This window comes from Fontisubflavum oceani (genome assembly GCF_030407165.1).
Classification (GTDB): Bacteria; Pseudomonadota; Alphaproteobacteria; order Rhodobacterales; family Rhodobacteraceae; genus Rhodophyticola; species Rhodophyticola oceani.
In genome coordinates this window covers 1,708,953-1,730,592 of sequence record NZ_CP129111.1, presented here as the reverse complement: position 1 = coordinate 1,730,592, position 21,640 = coordinate 1,708,953, and the positions used below count along the sequence as shown (strand labels likewise).

Annotated in this window: 16 protein-coding genes, 1 tRNA gene and 1 pseudogene; 4 read left to right on the top strand and 14 right to left on the bottom strand. The window is 59.6% G+C overall.

Annotation, left to right across the window (positions count from 1 at the left end; all coding sequences use genetic code 11):
• Positions 1 to 77: 77 nt before the first annotated feature.
• The gene (locus QTA57_RS08960; RefSeq protein WP_290154655.1) at positions 78 to 1,106 is read right to left on the bottom strand and encodes an RluA family pseudouridine synthase; all 1,029 of its coding nucleotides are present in this window, start codon (positions 1,104 to 1,106) and stop codon (positions 78 to 80) included.
• On the opposite strand from QTA57_RS08960, the gene QTA57_RS08955 reads away from it, so the two are divergent.
• A complete protein-coding gene (locus QTA57_RS08955; RefSeq protein WP_290154652.1) occupies positions 1,107 to 1,412 on the top strand; it encodes a DUF6476 family protein in 306 nt (101 codons plus the stop codon).
• A gap of 110 nt (positions 1,413 to 1,522) precedes the next feature.
• Here QTA57_RS08955 and katG read toward each other — a convergent pair whose 3' ends face one another.
• Complete coding sequence (gene katG, locus QTA57_RS08950; protein ID WP_290154649.1) at positions 1,523 to 3,700, bottom strand: catalase/peroxidase HPI; 2,178 nt, start codon at positions 3,698 to 3,700, stop codon at positions 1,523 to 1,525.
• A gap of 195 nt (positions 3,701 to 3,895) precedes the next feature.
• Here katG and QTA57_RS08945 point away from each other — a divergent pair.
• A pseudogene (locus QTA57_RS08945) lies at positions 3,896 to 4,826 on the top strand (LysR substrate-binding domain-containing protein).
• A 53-nt stretch (positions 4,827 to 4,879) separates the two neighbouring features.
• Here the strand turns inward: QTA57_RS08945 and QTA57_RS08940 are convergent.
• A tRNA-His gene (locus tag QTA57_RS08940) sits at positions 4,880 to 4,956 on the bottom strand.
• 312 nt (positions 4,957 to 5,268) lie between these two features.
• Between QTA57_RS08940 and QTA57_RS08935 the strand changes: the two genes are divergently transcribed.
• Complete coding sequence (locus QTA57_RS08935) at positions 5,269 to 5,556, top strand: DUF6916 family protein (protein ID WP_290154647.1); 288 nt, start codon at positions 5,269 to 5,271, stop codon at positions 5,554 to 5,556.
• Positions 5,557 to 5,569: 13 nt separating this feature from the next.
• Here the strand turns inward: QTA57_RS08935 and QTA57_RS08930 are convergent, their stop codons facing one another.
• The 10 genes from QTA57_RS08930 to QTA57_RS08885 all read right to left on the bottom strand — a co-directional run bounded on the left by QTA57_RS08930 (position 5,570) and on the right by QTA57_RS08885 (position 19,431).
• Complete coding sequence (locus tag QTA57_RS08930; RefSeq protein ID WP_290154644.1) at positions 5,570 to 6,112, bottom strand: GNAT family N-acetyltransferase; 543 nt, start codon at positions 6,110 to 6,112, stop codon at positions 5,570 to 5,572.
• Between the two features lie 3 nt (positions 6,113 to 6,115).
• On the bottom strand, positions 6,116 to 7,393 hold the full coding sequence (locus QTA57_RS08925) for a hypothetical protein (protein ID WP_290154642.1): 1,278 nt from the start codon (positions 7,391 to 7,393) through the stop codon (positions 6,116 to 6,118).
• A 23-nt stretch (positions 7,394 to 7,416) separates the two neighbouring features.
• Positions 7,417 to 7,956 (bottom strand): phage tail protein, encoded by a 540-nt coding sequence (locus tag QTA57_RS08920; RefSeq protein WP_290154640.1) that lies wholly within the window; start codon positions 7,954 to 7,956, stop codon positions 7,417 to 7,419.
• Positions 7,957 to 7,965: 9 nt separating this feature from the next.
• Positions 7,966 to 8,496, bottom strand: coding sequence for a phage tail protein (locus QTA57_RS08915; protein ID WP_290154638.1), 531 nt, complete (start codon positions 8,494 to 8,496; stop codon positions 7,966 to 7,968).
• A gap of 9 nt (positions 8,497 to 8,505) precedes the next feature.
• Entirely contained in the window at positions 8,506 to 9,021 is a 516-nt protein-coding gene (locus QTA57_RS08910; protein WP_290154826.1) for a phage tail protein, read from the bottom strand.
• Positions 9,022 to 9,145: 124 nt separating this feature from the next.
• The gene (locus QTA57_RS08905) at positions 9,146 to 10,165 is read right to left on the bottom strand and encodes a hypothetical protein (RefSeq protein ID WP_290154637.1); all 1,020 of its coding nucleotides are present in this window, start codon (positions 10,163 to 10,165) and stop codon (positions 9,146 to 9,148) included.
• Positions 10,150 to 11,703 carry a beta strand repeat-containing protein gene (locus QTA57_RS08900; RefSeq protein WP_290154636.1) on the bottom strand — a complete coding sequence of 518 codons (1,554 nt, stop codon included), beginning with the start codon at positions 11,701 to 11,703 and terminating at the stop codon, positions 10,150 to 10,152. The genes QTA57_RS08905 and QTA57_RS08900 overlap by 16 nt, the downstream gene beginning before the upstream one ends.
• Positions 11,637 to 12,020 carry a hypothetical protein gene (locus QTA57_RS08895; protein WP_290154635.1) on the bottom strand — a complete coding sequence of 128 codons (384 nt, stop codon included), beginning with the start codon at positions 12,018 to 12,020 and terminating at the stop codon, positions 11,637 to 11,639. The genes QTA57_RS08900 and QTA57_RS08895 overlap by 67 nt, the downstream gene beginning before the upstream one ends.
• A gap of 83 nt (positions 12,021 to 12,103) precedes the next feature.
• Positions 12,104 to 17,116, bottom strand: coding sequence for a beta strand repeat-containing protein (locus QTA57_RS08890; RefSeq protein WP_290154632.1), 5,013 nt, complete (start codon positions 17,114 to 17,116; stop codon positions 12,104 to 12,106).
• The gene (locus QTA57_RS08885; protein ID WP_290154631.1) at positions 17,092 to 19,431 is read right to left on the bottom strand and encodes an inverse autotransporter beta domain-containing protein; all 2,340 of its coding nucleotides are present in this window, start codon (positions 19,429 to 19,431) and stop codon (positions 17,092 to 17,094) included. Before QTA57_RS08885 ends, QTA57_RS08890 begins: the two co-directional genes overlap by 25 nt.
• Positions 19,432 to 19,972: 541 nt before the next feature.
• Here QTA57_RS08885 and QTA57_RS08880 point away from each other — a divergent pair.
• Positions 19,973 to 20,500: an invasion associated locus B family protein gene (locus QTA57_RS08880; protein WP_290154630.1), complete on the top strand. Its 528-nt coding sequence runs from the start codon at positions 19,973 to 19,975 to the stop codon at positions 20,498 to 20,500.
• A 97-nt stretch (positions 20,501 to 20,597) separates the two neighbouring features.
• On the opposite strand, the gene QTA57_RS08875 is transcribed toward QTA57_RS08880, so the two are convergent.
• Positions 20,598 to 21,629: a YeiH family protein gene (locus QTA57_RS08875; RefSeq protein ID WP_290154629.1), complete on the bottom strand. Its 1,032-nt coding sequence runs from the start codon at positions 21,627 to 21,629 to the stop codon at positions 20,598 to 20,600.
• Positions 21,630 to 21,640 lie beyond the last annotated feature (11 nt).

Sequence of the window (21,640 nt, the reverse complement as noted above, 5' to 3'; positions counted from 1 at the left end):
GGTTGAGATAAAAATAGACTCAGCGGAGGCGCACGGCAATCCGTATTACAGGAAAGTAACGTGCAATTGTGCACAAGTTACAGGGCTGAACCGCGCAGCGCCGCAAGCAAATCGGCCATGTCGCCCGGCAAATCCGCCTCGAACCGCATCCAGTCGCCGCTGACCGGGTGATTAAAGCCCAAACTGGCCGCATGCAGCGCTTGGCGTGGGAAGCCATTGAGCGCGGCGGCCAAGTCTTCTCCCACCACCTTCGCCCCGATCCGGCGCTTGCCGCCATAGGTCTGATCCCCAAGCAGCCCGTGGCCGACATGGGCCATATGCACGCGGATCTGATGCGTCCGCCCGGTTTCCAAGCGGCACTCCACCCGCGCCGCCACGCCGAAAGTCTCGGCCACCTGCACCCGGGTCACCGCATGGCGGCCGCCGTGAAACAGCACCGCCTGACGCTGCCGGTCGGTCTTATGACGCGCCAATTGCGTCGTGATTTTCAGAACCCCGCCCGGTTCAAAGCTCACACCTTTGATCCCGCGCAGGCGCGGGTCTGCCGGATCTGGCACGCCGTGGCAGAGCGCTTGGTAGAGCCGCTCGACACTGTGGGCCGCGAATTGATCGGCCAGCCCGTGATGGGCGCGGTCCGATTTTGCGACGACCAGCAAGCCGCTCGTATCCTTGTCGATCCGATGCACGATGCCGGGACGTTTCTCGCCGCCCACGCCAGAGAGATTGCCGCCGAAATGATGCAAGAGCGCGTTGACCAGCGTTCCGCCCGGGGTGCCCGGGGCCGGATGCACAACCATGCCAGCCGGTTTGTTCACCACGATCAGATCGTCATCTTCATAGCGGATATCGAGCGGGATGTCTTCGGGCCGGGTCTCGATCTCGGCGGCCTCGGTCAGCGTGATCTCGACCTGCGCCCCCTCGGCCACGCGGGCCTTGCCATCGGTCACCACATCGCCATTCACCCGCACCGCCCCCTCGGCGATCAGCCGTGACAGCCGCGAGCGGCTCAGGCTTGCCGCCTCTGGCACATCGCGGGCCAGTGCCTTATCAAGGCGACTGCCTGGGTCCGGGCCGATCAGGACCGTGATGATCTGGACACTCGGCATATGAATGACACTCCGCAAGACGATGATCCGCCCCTGCCGGGGCACCTGAAATTGCTGCGCAATCTGGTGACCTTGCTGACGCTGGTCATGATCGGCGGGGTGATAACGGTGATCTGGGCCTTTGTCACCCGCTTCCCGGCCCCGAGCAGCCTTGCCCTGCCCGATCAGATTGTGTTGCCCGACGGCACGGCGGTCACAGCGTTCACAGTTGGAACAGGGTGGTATGCGGTGGTGACCGGCGACGACACAATCCTGATTTTCGATCAGGACAGCGGTGAGCTGCGCCAGACGATTGAGATCGAGTGACCTAACCACGGGCTGAGACAGATAAAAAACGGCGCTCCAGGGATCTGAGCGCCGTTTGATTTGGTTAGATGCGCGAGCGCCCAGACTGCTCCAGGCGCTCAATATCTCGGTTACGCCAAGTCGAACCGGTCTGCGTTCATCACCTTGGTCCAGGCCGCCACGAAGTCTTTGACGAACTTCTCCTGGTTGTCGTCTTGGGCATAGACCTCGGCATAGGCGCGCAGGATCGAGTTGGAGCCAAAGACCAGATCGGCGCTGGTCGCCGTCCATTTGACCGCACCGGTCTTGCGATCCCGGATTTCATAGGTGCCGCCCTCGACCGGATGCCAGCTATTGGCCATATCGGTCAGGTTGACGAAGAAATCCGTGGTCAGGCTGCCCACGCGATCGGTGAAAACACCATGCTCCGAGCCGCCATAGTTGGTGCCAAGGACACGCATGCCGCCTAGAAGGACCGTCAGTTCCTGCGCCGTCAAGCCCAGAAGCTGCGCCCGGTCGAGCATCATCTCCTCGGCAGAGACCGCATAGGCCTCTTTCTGCCAGTTCCGGAAGCCATCGGCGAGCGGCTCCAGAACGTCGAACGAGTCGGCATCGGTCTGCGCATCCGTCGCGTCGCCGCGACCTGCCGCGAAGGGCACCGTTGCATCAAAGCCTGCGGATTTGATCGACTGTTCCAGACCGACATTGCCGGCCAGAACGATGACATCCGCGACGGATGCACCGGTTTCGGCGGCAATCGGCTCCAGAATACCCAGAACCTTGGCCAGACGCTCAGGCTCGTTGCCGGCCCAGTCTTTCTGCGGTGCCAGACGGATGCGGGCGCCGTTGGCCCCGCCGCGCTTGTCCGAGCCGCGGAAGGTCCGCGCGCTGTCCCAGGCCGTGGCGATCATTTCGGCAGCCGACAGGCCGCTGGCCGCGATTTTGGCTTTGACGGCATCGACGTCATAGCCGATATTGCCAGCCGGGATCGGGTCCTGCCAGATCAGGTCTTCCGCCGGAACGTTCGGGCCATAATAGTTCGCCTTGGGCCCCATATCGCGGTGGGTCAGCTTGAACCACGCGCGGGCGAAGGTGTCGGCGAAATACGCGGGATCGGCGCGGAACTTCTGGCAGATCTCGTTGTAGATCGGATCGACCTTCATCGCCATATCGGCATCCGTCATCAGGGGCATCGCCCGGCCGGATGGATCGGAGGGATCCAGCGGCTTTTCAGCCTCGGGCATGTCAACGGCGGTCCACTGATGCGCACCTGCAGGGGATTTGGTCAGCTCCCACTCATACCCGAAGAGATAGTCGAAGAAGCCCATGTCCCACTTGGTCGGCTCTTTTGTCCAAGCGCCTTCGATGCCCGAAGTGAAGGCATTTGCTGCTTTGCCCTCGTGACCGGGGTTGGCCCAACCAAAGCCTTGCGCTTCTATACCTGCGCCTTCCGGCTCGGCGCCGATCTGGTCATGGGCACCGCCGCCGCCATGGGCTTTACCCACGGTGTGGCCGCCGCAGGTCAGAGCTGCGGTCTCTTCGTCGTTCATCGCCATCCGCGCGAAGGTTTCCCGCACATGCAAGGCTGTGCGTGCCGGATCGGGATTGCCGTTCACGCCTTCGGGGTTGACGTAGATGAGACCCATGTGGACCGCCGACAGCGGGTTTTCGAGGGTCTCAGCATTGTCGAGATCGCCGTAGCGGTTCTCACTCGGGGCGAGCCATTCATTCTCGGAGCCCCAATACACGTCTGTCTCTGGCCCCCAAATGTCTTCGCGGCCAAAGCCAAAGCCAAAGGTCTTCAGACCCATCTCTTCATAAGCCATAGTGCCTGACAGCAGGATCAGGTCGGCCCATGACAGCGCATTGCCGTATTTCTTTTTGACCGGCCACAGCAGGCGGCGCGCTTTGTCGAGGCTGGCGTTGTCCGGCCAGGAGTTCAGCGGAGCAAAGCGGATGTTGCCCGCCCCGCCACCGCCACGCCCATCCTGGGTCCGATAGGAGCCAGCCGAATGCCATGCGAGACGGATCATCAGACCGCCATAGTGACCCCAATCCGCCGGCCACCAATCCTGGCTTTCAGTCAGCAACGCTTTGACGTCGTTCTTGACCGCTTCGAAATCCAGCGTTTGGACCGCTTCACGATGGTTGTAATCGGCATCCATCGGGTTGGTCCGCGCCCCGCCCTGATGCAAAATGTCTAGGTTCAGAGCATTTGGCCACCATTTGGTGACCGGTTTGTCCAACGACGTGTTGCCACCGTGAGCTACGGGGCAACCGCCGAGGCCGTTCACATTGTTTCCGTCCATGTCTTTCTCCACTTGGTAGATGCTCTGATGTTAAAAGTCCTGGCGGTCCATCAAAATCGCCCAAAACCCGACACAGCCCTGAATGCCACTGCGCCAAGCTTGGGGAATCTCCTCGACCGTCGTTGAGGCGACTTTAGCAAGGTGATGCCATTTGTTTAAGTTGCATTTCCTGATCAGCGTAATAATCTGGAAGTTATGGCAAACTTCACTTTGAAACAGCTGCGTTATTTCGAGGCCTTAGCGCTTCACGGCCATTTTGGCCGCGCCGCAGAGGCCTCTGCGATTTCGCAACCTGCCTTGTCGGTGCAAATCAAAGAACTTGAGCAATCTTTGGGTTTGGTCCTCTTCGAACGGGGGGCACGGCAGGTCCGGCTGACGCGTTTTGGCGAAGAGTTTGCGCTGCGCGTACGCGACATCCTGCGCTCGGTGGATGAGTTGGGCGAGTTGGCCCGCGCTTCCCGAGATCAGATGTCGGGCCGCTTGCGCCTTGGTGTGATCCCGACCATCGCGCCCTATCTATTGCCAACAATCATTGGCAACCTGACCCACGCCTATCCCGGCCTCGATCTCCATGTCCGCGAGACCATGACGCCGAAACTGCTCCAAGAACTGGCCGAAGGGCGCTTGGACACGGCCATCGTTGCCCTTCCAGTCTCGGAGCCTGCCTTCGCGGAGGTCGCGCTCTTTACCGAGCACTTCGTTTTGGTGCGCCCCGATGTGGATGCAGACAAACCCGTGCCGGATAAAGACACCCTGCGCGAGATGCGGCTCTTGTTGCTGGAAGAGGGGCATTGTTTTCGCGATCAAGCCTTGTCGTTCTGCAATCTCCAATCGGCGCTGCCGCGTGAGGGCCTGGATGGCAGTTCGCTCTCCACCCTGGTGCAGATGGTTGGCGCAGGTATCGGCGTGACCCTGATCCCGGAAATGGCGGTTCCTGTCGAGACTCGGTCCGCTTCCAGTCTCCGTCGCGCAGTTTGAGGCGCCACAACCGTCGCGCACCATTGGAATAATCTGGCGCAAAACGAACCCTTTGGCGGATCAATTGCACCAAATCTCGGATGTGGTGCGCCAATCGGCTCAGGTTTTGCGCCAAGAACACCAAACCGAAAGAACAGCGGCGGAGTGACGACCACATGCAAAACGGCGTCTATGTCATGAAAAATACGCGGCAGGAGAGAGTGGTACCGCCTCCCCGGCTTGAACGGGGGACCTCTGGATCCACAATCCAGCGCTCTAACCAACTGAGCTAAGGCGGCAAACCGATACTGTCTTCATCAGCCCCATCGAGGCATTGACTAGCGGCGTATAACAAACTCTCCGAGCGGGACGCAACGAGGAAAATGATGCCCGCCAGGGCATCGGGCACGGCTTGAAAGATATAACACGCTGCTGTGACGATGACCCCATTTGCGGTCCCGACTCGTGATCCATGTCGGGCTCTCCCAACGGCAACAACACTCACCATTCTGCAGGAGCGCTTGGGGTTTCGCCTCACTGTCCAGGGTGTCATACTCAAGCTCTGCAGCACCCGGTGGCGCACCCGCTCAACCATCGACGAGGCCCGATTAATGGACCAAGACTTTACGATCTCAGACTTTCAACCGCAGTTGAAATCACCTTTTTCCCTTGTTCTTGGCGAGAAGGAATTGGCGCTAGATTTGGTCGAGGTGACGCCAAAGGGCCAAGGTGCGCGGGATGGCGGCGCCTTTGCGCTTCTCTGGGAGGGACCCCTCGACCCGATCCTTGATCAGGGTGTCTATGCGATGAAATCAAAGGCCCTCGGACAGTTCGAGGTGTTTATTGTGCCAGTGGGACAGGTCGATGACGTCACGCAATATGAAGCTGTCTTCACCTGACCAGGGTCCACCATCATTCCACGGCCCGCCACGACAGCAGATCATAGACTCCTTTGTCCTCGATCACCGCGAACCCAAGCCGAAGATATAACGTCATCGCAGGGTTGGTCTTTTCAACATGAATCCCCACGACTTTCCCTGCGGCGGACGCCTCTTCCATCACATCTTTCAGGATCGCGGTGCCCACACCTCCGCCTCTAGCATCTGGCATCAACGCGATATCGATGATGCGATGTTCACACCTCCAGCGCTCAAGATAGAGGCGCCCAATCAGGGTCTCGCCCTTTAGGATCACCAGCCAATCCGCATCCGGATAGTTGGCCTGGTAATGGCGGTGCTGGGCATCGAACTGCATGGCGATGAACGCCTGCTTTTCAGCCTCGCTCCACGGCGTCGCGGCCATCTCACCTTCGCGTGTCGAGCGGTAGAGCGCCTCTAGAAAGGCCATATCCGCGTCCGAGATCGGGCGATAGCGGATACCGAGCGCCGCCGCGTGACGCCCCGGCGGGCAACGGGCCGCTGCGAAAGGCCCAGAGGGTGGGGATGCTGCAGACACGATTCAGGAGGGCGTCAAATCCTGGGTCACGCTGAAATCGATGAGCCGGCCGCCGAGATCGGTCCAGAAATAATACCATTCAGTGCTGTTCTTCGCGACCTGCTGCATAGACCAAAGCGTGCGGGTCTTCTTGTTGATCGAAAACAGGAGCAGCGTACCGTCAGCATTGTAGTGCAACTGCAACCCGTCAGGGTCAGAAAAACTCGAGATGCGCTGCCAACTGGTCCATCGGGCATCAAGTGTGCTGACCTCTTGCACACCGTAGATTGTGTTTGTCTCTCCAGGCGGCGTGAAGTTGAGAACGGCCAAATAGAATTGACCATCAGCATCGATCGACACCGCATGGGTGCTGACATTGTCCTGAATCTGGCCCGGTGCGCTCAGCGGCCCCCAAAGCGCGCCGCCGGGTTTTGCTTGGCGCGACCGGAGCAACCCGTCATTGGTCGATGTAAAGACACTGACATACCCATCTGCGCCCAGGGCTGGTGTGATCGCGCTGGCCGCAGGGGCAGCTTCGCCGCCCGGCATGCACCAATCCGTCCAGGATTCCTTTTGAAATGGATCGTCGGATTTCTGCTGCGACACCCATGGCCGACCATTGGTATCAACACCGGTCAGGACGATCCGCCCATCAGCATTGTTGGCGGCCTTCATCTTATGAAATGTGCCCACCAACGCCCCATTGATGTTGATCCAATCGCTCCAGGGCGTATCGGGCGGCGCGGTTTCCTGCACGGTGATCTTCATCGGCGTGTCGGACCCGGGCGGCGTCACCTCGATCGTCTTAGTCACAATCTTTGGCGGATTGCGGTATGTCCACCAAAGCGAAGTCTTGTTATCGGCAGTGCTGGCGCCGAAGACATTGTCCAGCCCATCAACGCCACGGATCAGTTGGAGCTCGGCAAAACTGGGGACACCTTTGGGCCGCCCCAGGTTCTCCGCCGGAAGCCACCGGTCCTCGCCATCGGCGTTTTGTGGTGCCTCCGCGACATAGTGCACTTCGAGAGCGGATTTCTCGACCGCTATAATGGCGACCCGGCCATCAAGCGTGGTGCCACTGGCAACACCCCCCATGAAGTCATCTGTGCCGATACGGGTCCAGCTCTTCTGGAACGGGCCGTTAAGAGTTGTCTGATTTGTGTAGACGAGCTCAGCATTCTCGTTCACCGCAGCGATGAAGAGTTGGAAGCGAGACGAGTCAGTGGCTGTATCCACCGGCCCCAAGGGGATTATCTCGTTGTTTTCGTCAATCCCTGCGGGGATCGGTTCGAGCGGTCTCATGGCGGCATTCCCTTCCCTACAGATCAGCTTCGTGACGGATACAGACCAACCAGTGCGATGATGAAATTTATCGCAAGGAATGGCTGCATGTTGTTGTGAGGTTGTGAACCACCGGCCGATGTGAGCGCCGCGTCAGCGAATGATGCCGTACCGGGCATGGGGTTGGTCGGTACAAATGCATTTCCTGTCTGGGGGCCGGCAACAAAGTTCCCCGCCGGGTCCAGTGAGTTCCCTTGAACGAACTGGCTACGAGGGATCGCTTGCACACTATGTTTGTGGTTTGGCATCTGCGCTTCGGACAAAGAAACCTGCTCGGAACCGCCGCGTTGGCCCAATCGGCGTGAGGTAAGCCCGGGTCCGCGGCCTGGGTGCATCGCCGCACGCCCCTGCAAATTGGGGAGTGCGGTGGTTGACCGTCCGTCCCCGCCATAGGTCGTCCCGATTAAAGAAAACAGCGCGGCGTTCTGCGAAATGGGCAAAAGCTGTCCATTGCAGAAAGCCCATCCGCGCGGCGCAAAGTTTCCCGCAAAAATTCGGATCTCGGCGACAAAAGGTTCTGACATGATCGCCTCCTAGGTTCTGCTGGGATAAATGCCGAAAAGGGCAATGATGTAGTTGATGCACAGAAAAGGCTGCAGGTTCGTATGACTCCGGCTACCGCCAATATCCGTCATCGATTGCTGCGCCAGCGCCTCAGCGGGCGGCATCGTTTGCCCAACTTCGTAGTAAAGGTTGCCAGCCGTCACGCGCGCCAACATGTGTGCTGACACGCTACTGGCGTTCCCGATCGACGACGACGCGCGCAAATCATGGCGATGCGGAGGAAGCTGGTTAACCGTCAGCGTGACGTTTTCTGCCCCGGCCTTCGATCCAAGACGCCGCTGGCTGAGCCCTGGCCCCGAACCCGCGTGTATCGGCACGCGCCCGCGCAGATCAGGCAAGCCGAATGTGGTACGGCCATCGCCGCCATAGATGGTTCCCAAAAGGGAAAAAAGTGCATCATTCTGGCTTACGGCCAAAAGCTGACCATCGCAAAACGCCCATCCGCGCGGTGCGAAATTTCCGGCGAACATGCGAATTTCCCCGACAAATGGCTCGGACATCTCGGCCTCCTAATTTCGCGACGGGAACAAGCCCCGAAGGGCGATGCAGAAATTGAGGGCCAAATAGGGCATCATATTGTTATGCCCTTGGCCGCCGCCGACATTGGTGACCGAATTAGCATTCATCGTCACAAGCGTATCCGGCTCATGATAGGGATTTCCGCTATTTGTCCCTAGCAAAGCATTCGGCGGATCCGGCGTTGTGACATCAGCCGTCGCGCCGACGAAAAGATGATTATGTGACGGCATCTCGGCGCTTGAAATCGTGTGGGTTTCTTCACCACTTTTCTGGCCAAGCCGATGATCTGCGTCGCCATTTGAGCTCCCCACATGAATGGGCGTACGGCCTCGCATGTCCGGCAGCGCGAAACTTGTCCGCCCATCACCACCATAAGTCGTCCCCAAAAGGGAATACAGAGACTGGTTCTGATTAATGGGAAGGATCTGCCCATCGCAAAACGCCCATCCTCTTGGCGCGAAATTGAAGCCAACAATGCGGACCTCCGCCAAAAAAGGTTCTGACACCATCCCCTCCTGTATTATTTGCCGGTTTCTTATTGAAAGCTTGGAATTAACCAATTGACCCAAGGGAAAGGCTACGGGACGCACTCTCGACCCGCAAGAGATATCTGGTATGGCGGATTGGCTCTTATGGCGTGGAACAGGTGCCAACCGTAAATGATCCAACAGATTCGACTGGGTTCACAATTGTGCCGCCGGGGGAACTGGTCTGGTTGCCATTGATCAGGATTTCGACTGGCTGCGAGTTCGGCGAAAGATCCGGCGATGTGCTATCGGTTGCCGCCAAGCCCTGCACCTGGAACACATTGCCCGCATTGGTGTTGTTCAAAACGACGTCGGCATTCGACCCCGGCGCAGTCGCCAATGTATTCCCGGTTATGTTCAGGCACAACGACTGTCCACCGCTTCCGGTGTTTTCCACACTGATGCTGGTGTTCACAATGTCGGCGCCGGTGACCGAAATATCATTGTTGGTAATGGTGAAGTCGATATCCCCGGCGCCGCCGCCCTGAGCATTCGCGATAATGCCGAACCCATCGACGATCGTGATGGTGTTGTTGTCGATCAGAACCGTGTTGGAGCCACTCCCCTCGTTGATCACCGAAATGCCGCCCACTGCGGTGCCGCCTGGGCTGCCAACAGCCGGTGTCAGCGAGGTGAGCGTGTTACTCTGAATGGTCACTGTGATCTGAGCGTTGTCGAAGGAGGCAACGCCCACGCCACCGGCGCCCAACCCGTCATCATTCGTCGTAATCGTATTCCCGATAACATCCAGGACCAGTCGACCCGTCGTCGTCGCTCCGCCGGAGACGCCGTTGTTCTGCGTTCCGGACGCAACCCCGATGTCATTGGCAAGCCCTGCACCGCTTCCCCCGATGGTCGCTTGAAGGATACCGGCATTGGCATTGGTCGCGATCCCGGAAGAAGCGTTGTCGTCAAATGTCGACCCGGTAATCGTGAGCGCCAGATTGCCGGTTCCGCCAATGGTGTTTTCAACCAGAACCCCGTTCACCGCACTGCGTGCAATAACGCTGTCGATAATGCTTAGGCTATCCGCATTTGCCGCGTTGCCCGGCGCGGTTGCCGAAGAATTCCGAACAAAGATACCGTTGCCCGATGCGTCGGTGACAGTCACCCCAGTGAACACACTGTTAGCGCCCCCGAAACCGTGCCAAGCAGGTTCTGGATGTTGATCCCATGCTCATTCACCGCATTGCCAGCATCATCGATGGTCACATTCGTCAGATCGAGATTGGTGACCGTGATGCCCTGAATACCGTGTGAACCGGTATCCCGGATGTTCAGATTGCTGATTGAGACATTCTGCGCATTGCTCAACAAAAGGCCAGCGCCCGTCGTGTTCTGAATCGTGCCACCCGACCCGGCGGTGGACCCGATTCCTGTCACCGTGAAGGCGCCTGCGCCGGTATTGCTCAACACAATCCCATTTGCCGCGCCATTGGCCGATACCGATTGGAATGTCACGCCACTACCACCGATGGTGGTGTTCTCAATCCGTACCGTCGTGCCGGTTGTGGACGTCGCCGTGTTGTTCGTACCGGTCACATTCACCGTACCGCCGTTAAAGGCCCGGAACGCCGAGATACCGCCGGTGTTGAGCGTTACCCCACCAGTCAAGTTTATCGTGGCCCCGGCATTTTGATCGTTGTTATCCAAGAAGATACCGGTGCCGGAGTCGCTGATCGCGCCTGAGAAGGTGATCGTGTTGGCCGAGGTGCCGCCTGAGTTCGTGACTTGGACAGACCGGGTGTTGGCTGGATTCGTGATCGTCCCGCCATAGCTGAAATTGCTGCCAAGAGCGTCAAGATCGACGCCGATACCGCCGCCACTGATACCTGTGATAGCCCCTCCTGCGATGGTGATGTCTCCGCCAGTCACATTTGAGATTTGAATGCCGAAGGTGCTCAAACTGGAGGAGACGTTGCCCAAGGCGATCCCGCCCGCGCCGACAGTCACACCCGTCATTTGCAGCGCGGCACCGCCCGAACTGGTTTGGACATCGATGCCGCCTGTTAGGGTCACAACGCCGCCGCCATTGATCACGACCCCCCGGCCGCTATCATTTGTAATCTGGTTCACGGTGGTCGAGTCGAAGCTCACCGTCGCGCCGCCGGTGATCTCGACCGTCAGGATCCCATCGGTTTCAATGAGCGTCTCGGTGCCGGCGAAGCGGATCGCATGAGCGGCGTTGTTGTTAATATCCAAGCCAGGCGCGTTGGTCGTGCGGATTTCGACATTGTTGTTAAATTGCGTCGTGCCGCCCGTGTTGCCCGAGAAGAACAGGCCACCCGCGTCATTGTCACCAGAATCTGAGTCGTTGAAAGGCCCCGAGAATGTATAGGTGCCGCCGGTATTGCCCGTCATATTCAGAAGGAAACCCGTCGCCCCGAACGATTCCACGACGTTTCCGGCAGAGAAGGTCATGTTGTTGCCGCTGAGGTCGAAGGCTTGCCGGGCGCCACTCACAATGATGGTGCCGCCGCCAATGCTAAGGGTACCGGTCGAGTTCGCCACACGCACCATAGAATTGCTGCTCAACACCGACACGACGCCGTTAATCGTGTCAAAAGACGCGTCAAGAGCCACGCCATCAATACTCAACGCCGACCCATTCCCAAAGCTGGTGATCGTTGCAGCCCCGGCGGCGGCCACATTGACCGCCAAGGATGTGCCGGCCCCCGAACCGCGGAGAAGCCCGTACTATCGTTGACATCAATATCCAGGTCGCCGGCGAAACTCACGGTCGTGGCGTCGCCTGCCGCCTGGCTGATCGCAACGGCGCCACCGGTTGAACTTCTGTTGTCGATGGTCGTGTTGCCGAAGGTGAAGACGCCGGTGGAGTCCTGGATTTGCAGGCCGGTGCCACTCGACCCCGAGATGTTCAGCGTGCCGATCAACAGCGCCGTATCGCCGGCGCCGCCGTCTGCGTCGAACTGATCGATGAAGACACCGCCATTTGTGCCGGCTCCGGTCGAGCTCACGCTGCTGAGCGTCACGCTGCCGGTCAGCGGATCGAGGAACAGCGCCGTGCCATTTGTCGTGTCGACGACACCCGCCCCGGTGTTCAGGTTGAACGTGGTGCCACGCCCTTGGTATCGACCAGGAAGCCCGTCGAACCATTGTTGAACACGTTGAGCGTCGCGATGGAGACATCGCCGGTCGGATCGAAGAATCTGACGCCAGGGCCCTCCACCCGATCGCCCAGGGTTCCGATGGTCAGCGTGCCGAAGGCGACAGTCTGATTGCCAACGGTGCCCGTGTCGCTGTCGAAGGTCACATCGTTGAACAGCACCCCGCCCGCGCCCGCATCGGTCACGGTGTTGTTCGAGAAGGAGGTGATCGTCACCGATCCCGCGCCGCTGCCATCCACGACGATGCCCTGGCCGGTCGCATCGGCGATGGTAACGTTGTCGAGGGAGACCTCGATCGCCTGACCGCCGTCGATGACACGGAGAGCGTTGGTATTGGCGCCTAGCGACGCACCGATGGTGACATTCGATATGCTGGCATCGCTGCCCACGATGAGGAGACCTTCTCCACCAAAGCCATCAATGGTGTTGGTGCCGTTCAGCGTGAAGCTGCCGGTATTGGTGGAGGCCGCTAGGCCGGTGCCGCTGCTACTGGTGCCAGCCTGATTGATATCCAGGCTGGTCATGATGATGTCGGCACTGTTGCCGATCAGCCGAACCGCCTCCACCAAACTCGACGACGCACCGCCGGCCAGCACTGATTGCGTCGTGCTGTTACCGATATTGATCGTGCCGGCGGCATCCCTGGCGAAAATCGCTTGCTCGCCAACGGCTGTGGACGCTCCAATTTGGACGCCGCCCGAACTGGCCCCGGTTCCGACATTGATCGTGCCGCCTGTGGTCGAGCTAATCTCAAGGCCCGTCGTGCCGGCCCCATCGATCACAAGACCGCCTGCGCCCGTGCCGATATTGTAGGACGCGGAGCCGCCGGAAATGAACACGCCGCGATCGCTCGGGGTGGTGATCGTTGCGGTCTCGATACTGAGCGTGCCACCTGTCAGAGAAATCAGGTTGATGCCGCGTCCCGTTGCATTGGTCGAGGCAATTGAGTCAAAGCCCAGACCCGCCGCGCCGATGGTGACGCTCCCCATAAAGAGGCCGCTGCCGGAGGTTGCGACGGCGGTGTTGCCAGAGCCGGTGACAGTTAGGGAACCGCCGGTATTGATGAAGAAAGCGGTGCCGGTGTTGGTTGTGACCGTGTTGTTACTTAGGATCACCGGCTGAGCGCTGGACACGTCGACATCAATGCCGTTCCCAGCACCCGTATTTGCAACGGCCAGGCTGGACACGGCACCCGCCCCAGCAAACTGGATCGTTCCTGCCCCGTCGGCCGAGGTCACGAGCAGATGCGCGCTGTCAACTTCAGCGACCGAGACCGAGACCGTCGATCCGCCGCTCACCACTGTCGGATTAAACTGGAAGCTTGCCGGTGCACCAGCCGCGGTGACGCCGAGTGTTGTCAGATCAATGGAACCGCCGCCTGCCAGCGAGACAATCACCTGCCCGTCATCCAGCACGAAGCCGGTCGCGCCCAAGGTGACGGTTTCGACATTGGTATCAAGATCGGTATCGACCAAGATCACGGCGTCGATGTTTGCCGCCGCACCGGCCGCAGTGAGCGTCCCGGCATTGGCCACCGAACTGCCGTCGCCCGTGCCTTGCGCCGTTTGCGACGCGAAGAAGACCGATGGGCCGCTCAATCCGCTGGTATTGCCGGTCAGCACACCAACATCCAGGAAGTTGTAGCTGCCATTGGTCGGCAGCGTGCCTGCAATCGCGGTCGTGGCCGTGATCGACGAGCCCGCATCGGTGATCAACTCACGATCGCCGAAGACAAGGGTCGTGTTGGTTGTGGCCGAGAAGAGAACGCCCTCGTTCACCCCGGCAATACTGGCGCTTTCGCCATTCACGTCTGTATCCCCAAGACGGATCGTGCCCGTTCCGGTCGTGCCCGACAGGTCCACGCCAATCGTGCCGGTGGCGCTGGTCGAGGTCAGATCGAAATCGGTCGCGGTGACATTGGCATTGAGGATGGCGCCATTGGCATCAATCCCAACCGTGTTGTCCGCCTGAAGCGCGATGTCGAGGTCGGCAAAGCTGACCGCGCCACTGATCGTGCCGTTCAGGTCCAAGCCGCTCGTGTCGGGGTTGGCGATGCTGGTCTGACCGAAGCTGACGGCGGCGCCCGTCGATGTCAGGCTGATGCCCGCGCCCGTTGAGCCGTTGATCGTCGTTGTTCCGGTCACTGCGAAACTGCCGCTGACGCCATTGAGGGAAACGCCGTTTGCGCCGCCCGCAGCATCAATCGAGGTGAAAGTTGTATTTGCCGTCACACCATCGAGGGATACGCCCGTGCCCGCGGTGGTCGTGACGCTGGCGGTAGTCCCGCTCAGATTGATCGTGCCGCCGCCGCTGGCATTGAAGCCAGTGGCCGCGCCGGTGGTAAGGTCGATCCCACCAGAGAAGGTGATCGTCGCGCCGCCATTATTGGTCAGATCGATTGGCGTGTCCGTGTTGGTGGCATTCGTGGCGCTGACCAAGCCTTCGAAGCCAAACGTGCCGCCTGTATTGCCACGCAACTCAACGGCGGATCCGTTACCCAACTGGGTGATCGGACCGCTGAATGTGACCGACCCGTCGGCCACATTGCTGATCTCGACAGCACTTGCTGTTGCTCCTGCGGCCCCGACGCCCTGGATTGTCGCGCCGATCACAATTGTCGCGCTGCCAGAGCTGATATCGACAATCCGGTCTCTGCTCGTCGCTTGCCAGGTGCCGCCCGTGACATTGATCGTACCGGCTGCGTTCTGAATGGTGAACACATCAGGATTGGCATTACTGGGCGCTGTCACGGTGATATCGAAATCGGTGAAACTGATCGTGCTGGACGCCGCCTGGTTTTGTATCAAGACCGGGAAGCCGGTACCTGGACCGCTATTGGTGTAAGACCCACCGCCAATCGTGACGTCGCCCTGCGCGTCTCGGATATCGAGACCCCGCCCGACGGGGTCAACGATGGTGAGATTCGCGAAGCCGATATTGCCGGTGTTGTTGACCAGGGACACCCCATCTAAGGCCGCGTTTTCCACATTGGTCGTGCCATTGAATGACGCATCGACCGAGCTGTTTAGGATCGCGATGCCCTGGGACGTGGGCGCGCTCACATTCGTCGCACCGGACACCTGGAAGGCGCCGGCGGTACCGACCAAAGCAATGCCACTGGTGCCCCCGGTCGAACTCACATCGGTGAAAGTAATTCCCGCCGTCATGCCGTTAAGGTTCACGGCCTGACCCGCCGTGCTAGTCACACTTGCCGTCGTGCCGGTAACACCGATCGTGCCGCCACCGGTGGCGGTGAAGCCCGTGCCACCGACCGTGTCGATATCCAGATCACCGGCAAAACTGATCGTCCCACCGGTGTTGCTTGTGACGTTGACGCCAAGCGCCGTGCTGGACGCGTTGACCGTCACATCGCCGTTGAAGGCCACCGTCCCCGCACTTTGACCGGTCACCGTAAGTCCGGTTGTCGCGCCAGTCGTCGAATTCAACGTCGAATTGGCGTCGAAGGTGATGTTGCCGGAATTGTTGCTGATCGATGCAATGCCGCCAGTGCCGCTGATATCGACATTGTTGAAGGCGAGGTCACCGCTTGAGCTCGACACACTCAAACCATTGGTGCCCGTCCCGACATTGGTCACCGCAATGTCAGCCAGCGTCAGTGTTGTCGTGATACTGCCGATGTCGACGGCAAAACCACCCAACCCCGACCCATCGATGTCGAACCCGCTGACCATGCTGCCATCCGCCCCAACAAGGGTCAGCACGCTGTCACCCAAGGCGGCACTGTTGCTTGCCGTCACGGCGTTGCCGGTCAGGGTGCCGCCAACTGGGCCAAGATTGCCAGTGATATTGACCGGCTGGATCAGACCAAAGGAAATCGGTGTGCTACCGCCGAAGCCGATGATGTTCTGGCCGGCATCCAGCGTGAAGCCGTCCGTCCCTCCGCCGTTCATATCGATGGCGCCACCGGCATCGCCGATGAAGACAAAGGTCTGATCCGTATCCGCCTGCGCTTCGGCATCGGCGACGCTGATCGTCACAACATCCGCGCTCAACCCGTTGGTGCCCGCCGTGATCGTGCCGCCTGCGGTGGAGACAAAGACCGGTGTTGTCGGAGCAACCGGGAAGTTCGCCACATCGCCCGACCCGATAACCACATCAACGAAGTTAAAGGTCGAAGATCCAAGCGTGCCGCCGCCCGCATCCACAGTAAAGGACCCCGCCAAACCGTTCACATCGATGCTGGAACCGGTGTCGGTTGCGCTTTCGCCATCACCAAAGGTGAACTGGACGGCGGCGGTGCTGTCGATGACAACGCCACGATGCAGATCGGTGATCGAGCTGGACGCGCCACCGGCGATCTGCTCGCCAAGTGCAACCGTCTGGTTGCCGGTCAAGCCCGTCAGGTTGACGCCAATGGAGTCAGTCGACGTGGCGGGGCCAGAGATCGCCACCGATGTCGTCGTGAAGGCCCCGCTCAACGTCGCGCCTGAGAAATCGATCCCGGTCTGGGTGGTGCCCACGCCCACATCGGTGATCGTCACCGCGCCAAAGCTGATCGCGCCATTGGTGCCGGACACATCGATGCCAGCCGCGTTGGTATCAGTTCCCATGTCAATCGAGACAGGCCCACCAAAACTGACCGAGCCCGCATTGCCCGAGAGCGAAATACCGTTGCCCGGACGATCCGTGATCTGCACTGAGGTGCCCGTCTCAAAGCTCACCGCACCGGCATTGTTCACCAGATTGATGCCGCTTCCGGTGAGCGAAATCGCCGATCCGGTGAAATTGACAGCGCCGCCGGTGGAGTTCTGCACCAAGATGCCGCCTGGTGCCGCGCCGGTTTGGGTGATTGTGCCGGAGATCGTGGTTGTGCCGCCCGTTGAATCGACAACAACCGCGGCGCCATCATCCCCGGATTTGATGATATCCGCCCCGATATCGACTGTGGCCGCACCACCTGTTACCCGCAGGGCATCGCCCGCCACCGGGCGCCGCTGCCGTTATCTTGGATGATCGTCCCATCCGTGATGGCGATCGAAGCGCCGGCAGTGTTATTTATAATGCTAACCGCATTGCCGCCCGCGCTCACGCTGTCGAACTGCGTGAAGGTGAAGCTGCCGCCAGTGTTGGTGGCCACGGTCAGTGCGGAGGTCGTCATCGGGTCGCCAACCGTCCCGATATCGGCATCGCTGACGGTCACAGTGCCACCAGAATTGTTGGAGACGTCGATCCCACTGCCGGTATCGGCAATCGCTCCGGTCAGATTGACCGTACCACCGCTATTATCCGTGAAACTGAACGACTGACCGGCTGTGTTGGTAATCGTCGCGCCAAAATTGACATTGATGTCGGCGTTGGTAATTGCCAATCCGGCCGTGGTCGTGCCGGTGATCGCGCCGCCAGTCACGTTGAACGTGCCGGTGACCGTATCCAGCAAGACGCCATGCGCGCCGCCGCTTGCATTGACTACATCCAGGGTCATGTTGAGCGTCACGGGATCGATATCAACCGCTGTGCCGCCGGTCGTGTTGATCGTGCCGCCGGTGTTACTCAGCGCGAAGCTGCCGAGTTTCCCCGCATCATCACGCACAAACAGACCCGCGCCGCCGGTATTGGTGATATTAAGCGTACCAAACGCAAGATCGCCCAGAACCTCATTCAGGTTCAGACCAACACCGGTCACCGGAGAACCTACTGAGCCAATTGTCAGGTTACCGCCACTTACCTGGCTGATCCCGTTGCCCGGATTACCGTCGGCGTCGAAGGTCACGTTATCGAAGCTGACGCCGCCTGTGCCGGTCGCCGTGTTATCGGCAAATCCGGTGACGACCAAATCGCCCGCATTGGTGCCCGAGACATCGATCGCAGGGCCCGCGCCTGTTGTGCTCGCGGTCGTATCGCTGACATTCAGCAGTAAGCCACCCGCCGTCGTGCTCGACGCCGTCAGCGCCGCGCCCGCGCCCCCGTTCAGGGTCGAATTGCTGATGGTCGCGGTCGCACCGCTGCTCCCAACCAGGTTGATCCCGCCGCCATTGGTCTGCAGGTTGTCTATCGTCAAGTCTTCGGTAAAGCCGGTCGCACTCAACGCGGTTGGCCCGCTTGTGCTGATACCCGAAACGGTTACGCCACCAAAACTACCCACATCGACGCCCGCAATCGTCGGTCGCCCTCCTAAACCGCTGAGTGTCAAGACACTCGCAGCCGCATCACTCAATTGGACCGTCGCCGCGCCTGTATCGCCGCCGCCCACAAGCTGCTGCCGATCCGCGCCAAGCGTCAAAACCGATCCAATCGCCCCAGCCGCATCGACAACGATGAAGATATCACCTGCGCCCGCTTCGGCGTCAGCTTGTGCACCTGCAAATGTGCAGGCTGCAGCATCGGATGTGCAATCCCCGACTCCCAGATCCGCCGCAGCCACAAAATATGCGTTCAGCCCCTCACCCGAACCCACATCGGTCAATTGCGTGGCGGTAACGTTATCCACCTCTTCCAAATCGGTGAAAATCCAATCGCGCCGCTGCGCGCCACGAGTGATTTCCCGGTTCAGATCGGTCAAGCTGCGGTCCGAGCCGCCCCGTCGACCTCGCTGCCCCAATGGAATGTCCAGACGCATAAACGCAACAGTGTCGCGCCCCCGGCGGCTATCATCACGATGCTCCGCGCCGATGCTGAAACGTCCGCCGTCAATCCCGAAAGGATTGTCGAAATCGACCCCAAGCCCGATGGATCCACCCTCGAACCGGTCGCCATGCTCGCCGAAATTGTAATAGCCGCCGTTCAGTCGAAAAAGCGTGTCGTCCGATAGCGGGAATTTCAAGCTCGCGGCCAGATCGAGACCGGAATAGGAGCGCTCAACGCTGCTCCGAGTTCCGCTTTGGTTAACAATCTGGGTGCCTTGGACGATAACGCCGCTCAAGGCCTGATTGGTTAGGCTATTCGCATCTTCGCCAGAGAGATAATAATTTGCAAAAAGATCGAACCGTTCAGTGATCAGTTCGGCACCAAGCGATCCTTGAACATAGGTTTCATCGTTCTGCGATTCCAAAACATCAACAAACGCATTGAGACCAACTATTGCTTCGCGGCCAAACACGCCATTGCGCAGTATCTGACGATAGCCAATACCGACCGATCCTTGCCGCGCAGACCCGCTCCCGAACTGGCCGCGCAGATCAAAGAAAACCAGTGAGTTGTCATATTGAATCGCCGGGATAAAGAACCGCAAGCTGCCCGACTGCACACCGGAGGATGTGGTCTGAACGCCGCCAGACGCACGTGGCGCCCAACGCGGCACCATAGCAAGCCCCCGTTCACGCCGGACGTGGAGGGCTGCCCTTGCGACACAAGATAACGATCGACAACCGCCGTAGGCAGCGTCCGATCAAAGCCTTGCCCAACGGCCTGACCATGGGCTGTCAAAAACACCGTGAGAGATAAGAGGCCCGACCGGAGAATAGTGGACGACCGGAAACAAGCCAAAGAGGCGATCCGACGATGCTTCATATTAACAAACAATCCGACGCATTATCGGAACCCTGAACTCCCAAAAGGACGGATCGCCTTCGCGGTATATATCCCGACCTTAAACACTTCCCCTACGTCACGATAAGACCACTGAAAGGTTAACTATGCAAATGCTAACTGAATAACTGAATTCGAGTATCTCAATAATATCTCTCATGTTCCCGACTGAGACACGCTCGCGGGTCTGACTGGGTCTGACGGGTTGACCCCCTCGCGCATTTGACTTCTGATCTCGAATTAATGGCCAGATGTCCCCGACGCCGGGCCCATATGCGGGGACAAACGCGCCAATGTTGCCTAGTTTGGAGAAGACGATGCAGATCATTCGAACCCGCGATTTCCTGTCGGCACTGGCGCTTCTGGCATCGGTCGCGACCACGCCAAGCGCACTGGCTCAGGCCACCGGCGCCGCCGATGCTGCGCCGCAAGCGGTTGCCGATAGCTCCGGTTGGGGTGTGCAATGCAACAATACCGGCGACAGGTTGCAATGTGCGGCGCTGATGAATGTTGTGTCAGCAGGCGACGGCCAGCGGATTTTGAGCGTGTCGCTTCAAGAATCCGACGGGGACAACAACCCGACCTTGATCGTGCAACTGCCGCTAGGGCTGAACCTGCCGCGGGGCATCGATCTTAGTGTCGATGGCGGCACCGCTGAGACATATACGATCAATACCTGCCTTCAGACCGGGTGCTTTGTGGTCCAGGAGGCCGACCAATCGTTGATCGACCAGATGATCGCTGGCGAAACGCTCTCCGTCGTGATGGAGTCGAGCAGCGGTGACGAGACACAGCTTGACCTCTCGCTCACCGGGTTCTCCGTCGCGATAGACCGCCTGAACTAAGCCGCCGCCTTCGCCAGGAATGGAAACCTGGTTCTGGCGACCCTCTTTCGTACTACGTGGCACCCTCCGGCGTCGGCGCGGCGCTGCACGCGACCTATCAGGAGAGTTCTAGAAAGCTGATGCCCGCCAAGACAAGCGCCGCCAGAAACAGGGTCTCGGCAAAGATCAATACGATCGGCCCGGTACCCACTTGCAGGACATTTTTAAGATCGGTCTTCATACCAACCGCGGCGATCGCCGTCAGCAGCGCCCAACTGGACAGCGCGGCGAGAAAGCCGCCGATAGCAGGCGGGATCAGGCCAAAGGAGTTCAAAGTCGCGAGCGCCAAAAAGCCGAGAACGAAGCCGGGAATGATCGGTGGGCGATGACCATCTGTCTCGGCTTCGCTTTGGCGCCAGACAAGCGCGATGATAACCACGACCGGGGCCAGGAAAGACACTCGGATGAGCTTGACCAATGTCGAGGTCTCTCCAGCGGTGTCGGAGATCGAGAACCCTGCGCCGACCACTTGCGCCACATCGTGGACAGTGGCCCCAATAAACGCCCCGGCGGTGACATCGTCGAAGCCAAGGAAGTTGGTGAGGATCGGATAGACGATCATTGCAACGGTCGACAAGACCGTGACACCCAGAACGGTAAATAACAGATTTCGCTCGGACTTTTCATCCTTCGGCAAAACGGCCGCAATCGCCATGGCGGCCGACGCACCACAGATCGCCACAGCACCCGCTGTTAGAATGGCAAAGCGCGGCCCTTGGCCAATAAAGCGCGCCAGGACCACGCCGAAGATGATCGTCGCCACCGTGCCCAGAACCAAGAGGCCGATCATCCCCCAACCAAGCGACATCAGCATCTCCACGCTGATCCGCGCGCCTAGGATCGCAACGCCAAACCGCAAGACGGTGCGGGCGCCAAACGCAATCCCAGGGGCAGCTTGGCCAGATTCACCCAGAAAATTCAGCGCAATGCCGAAAAGCAGCGCCATCAACATCGCTGGCGCGCCGTAATGCTCGGCCACAAACTGCGCCGCCAAGGCGACCAAGGCGGCCACCAAAATGCCCGGCCATAGCGGCTTAATGCGCTCCCCCAAACTCTGGAGGAACGCAGGCAGGTTGTTTCCTGGGATCATTTTGACGCTTT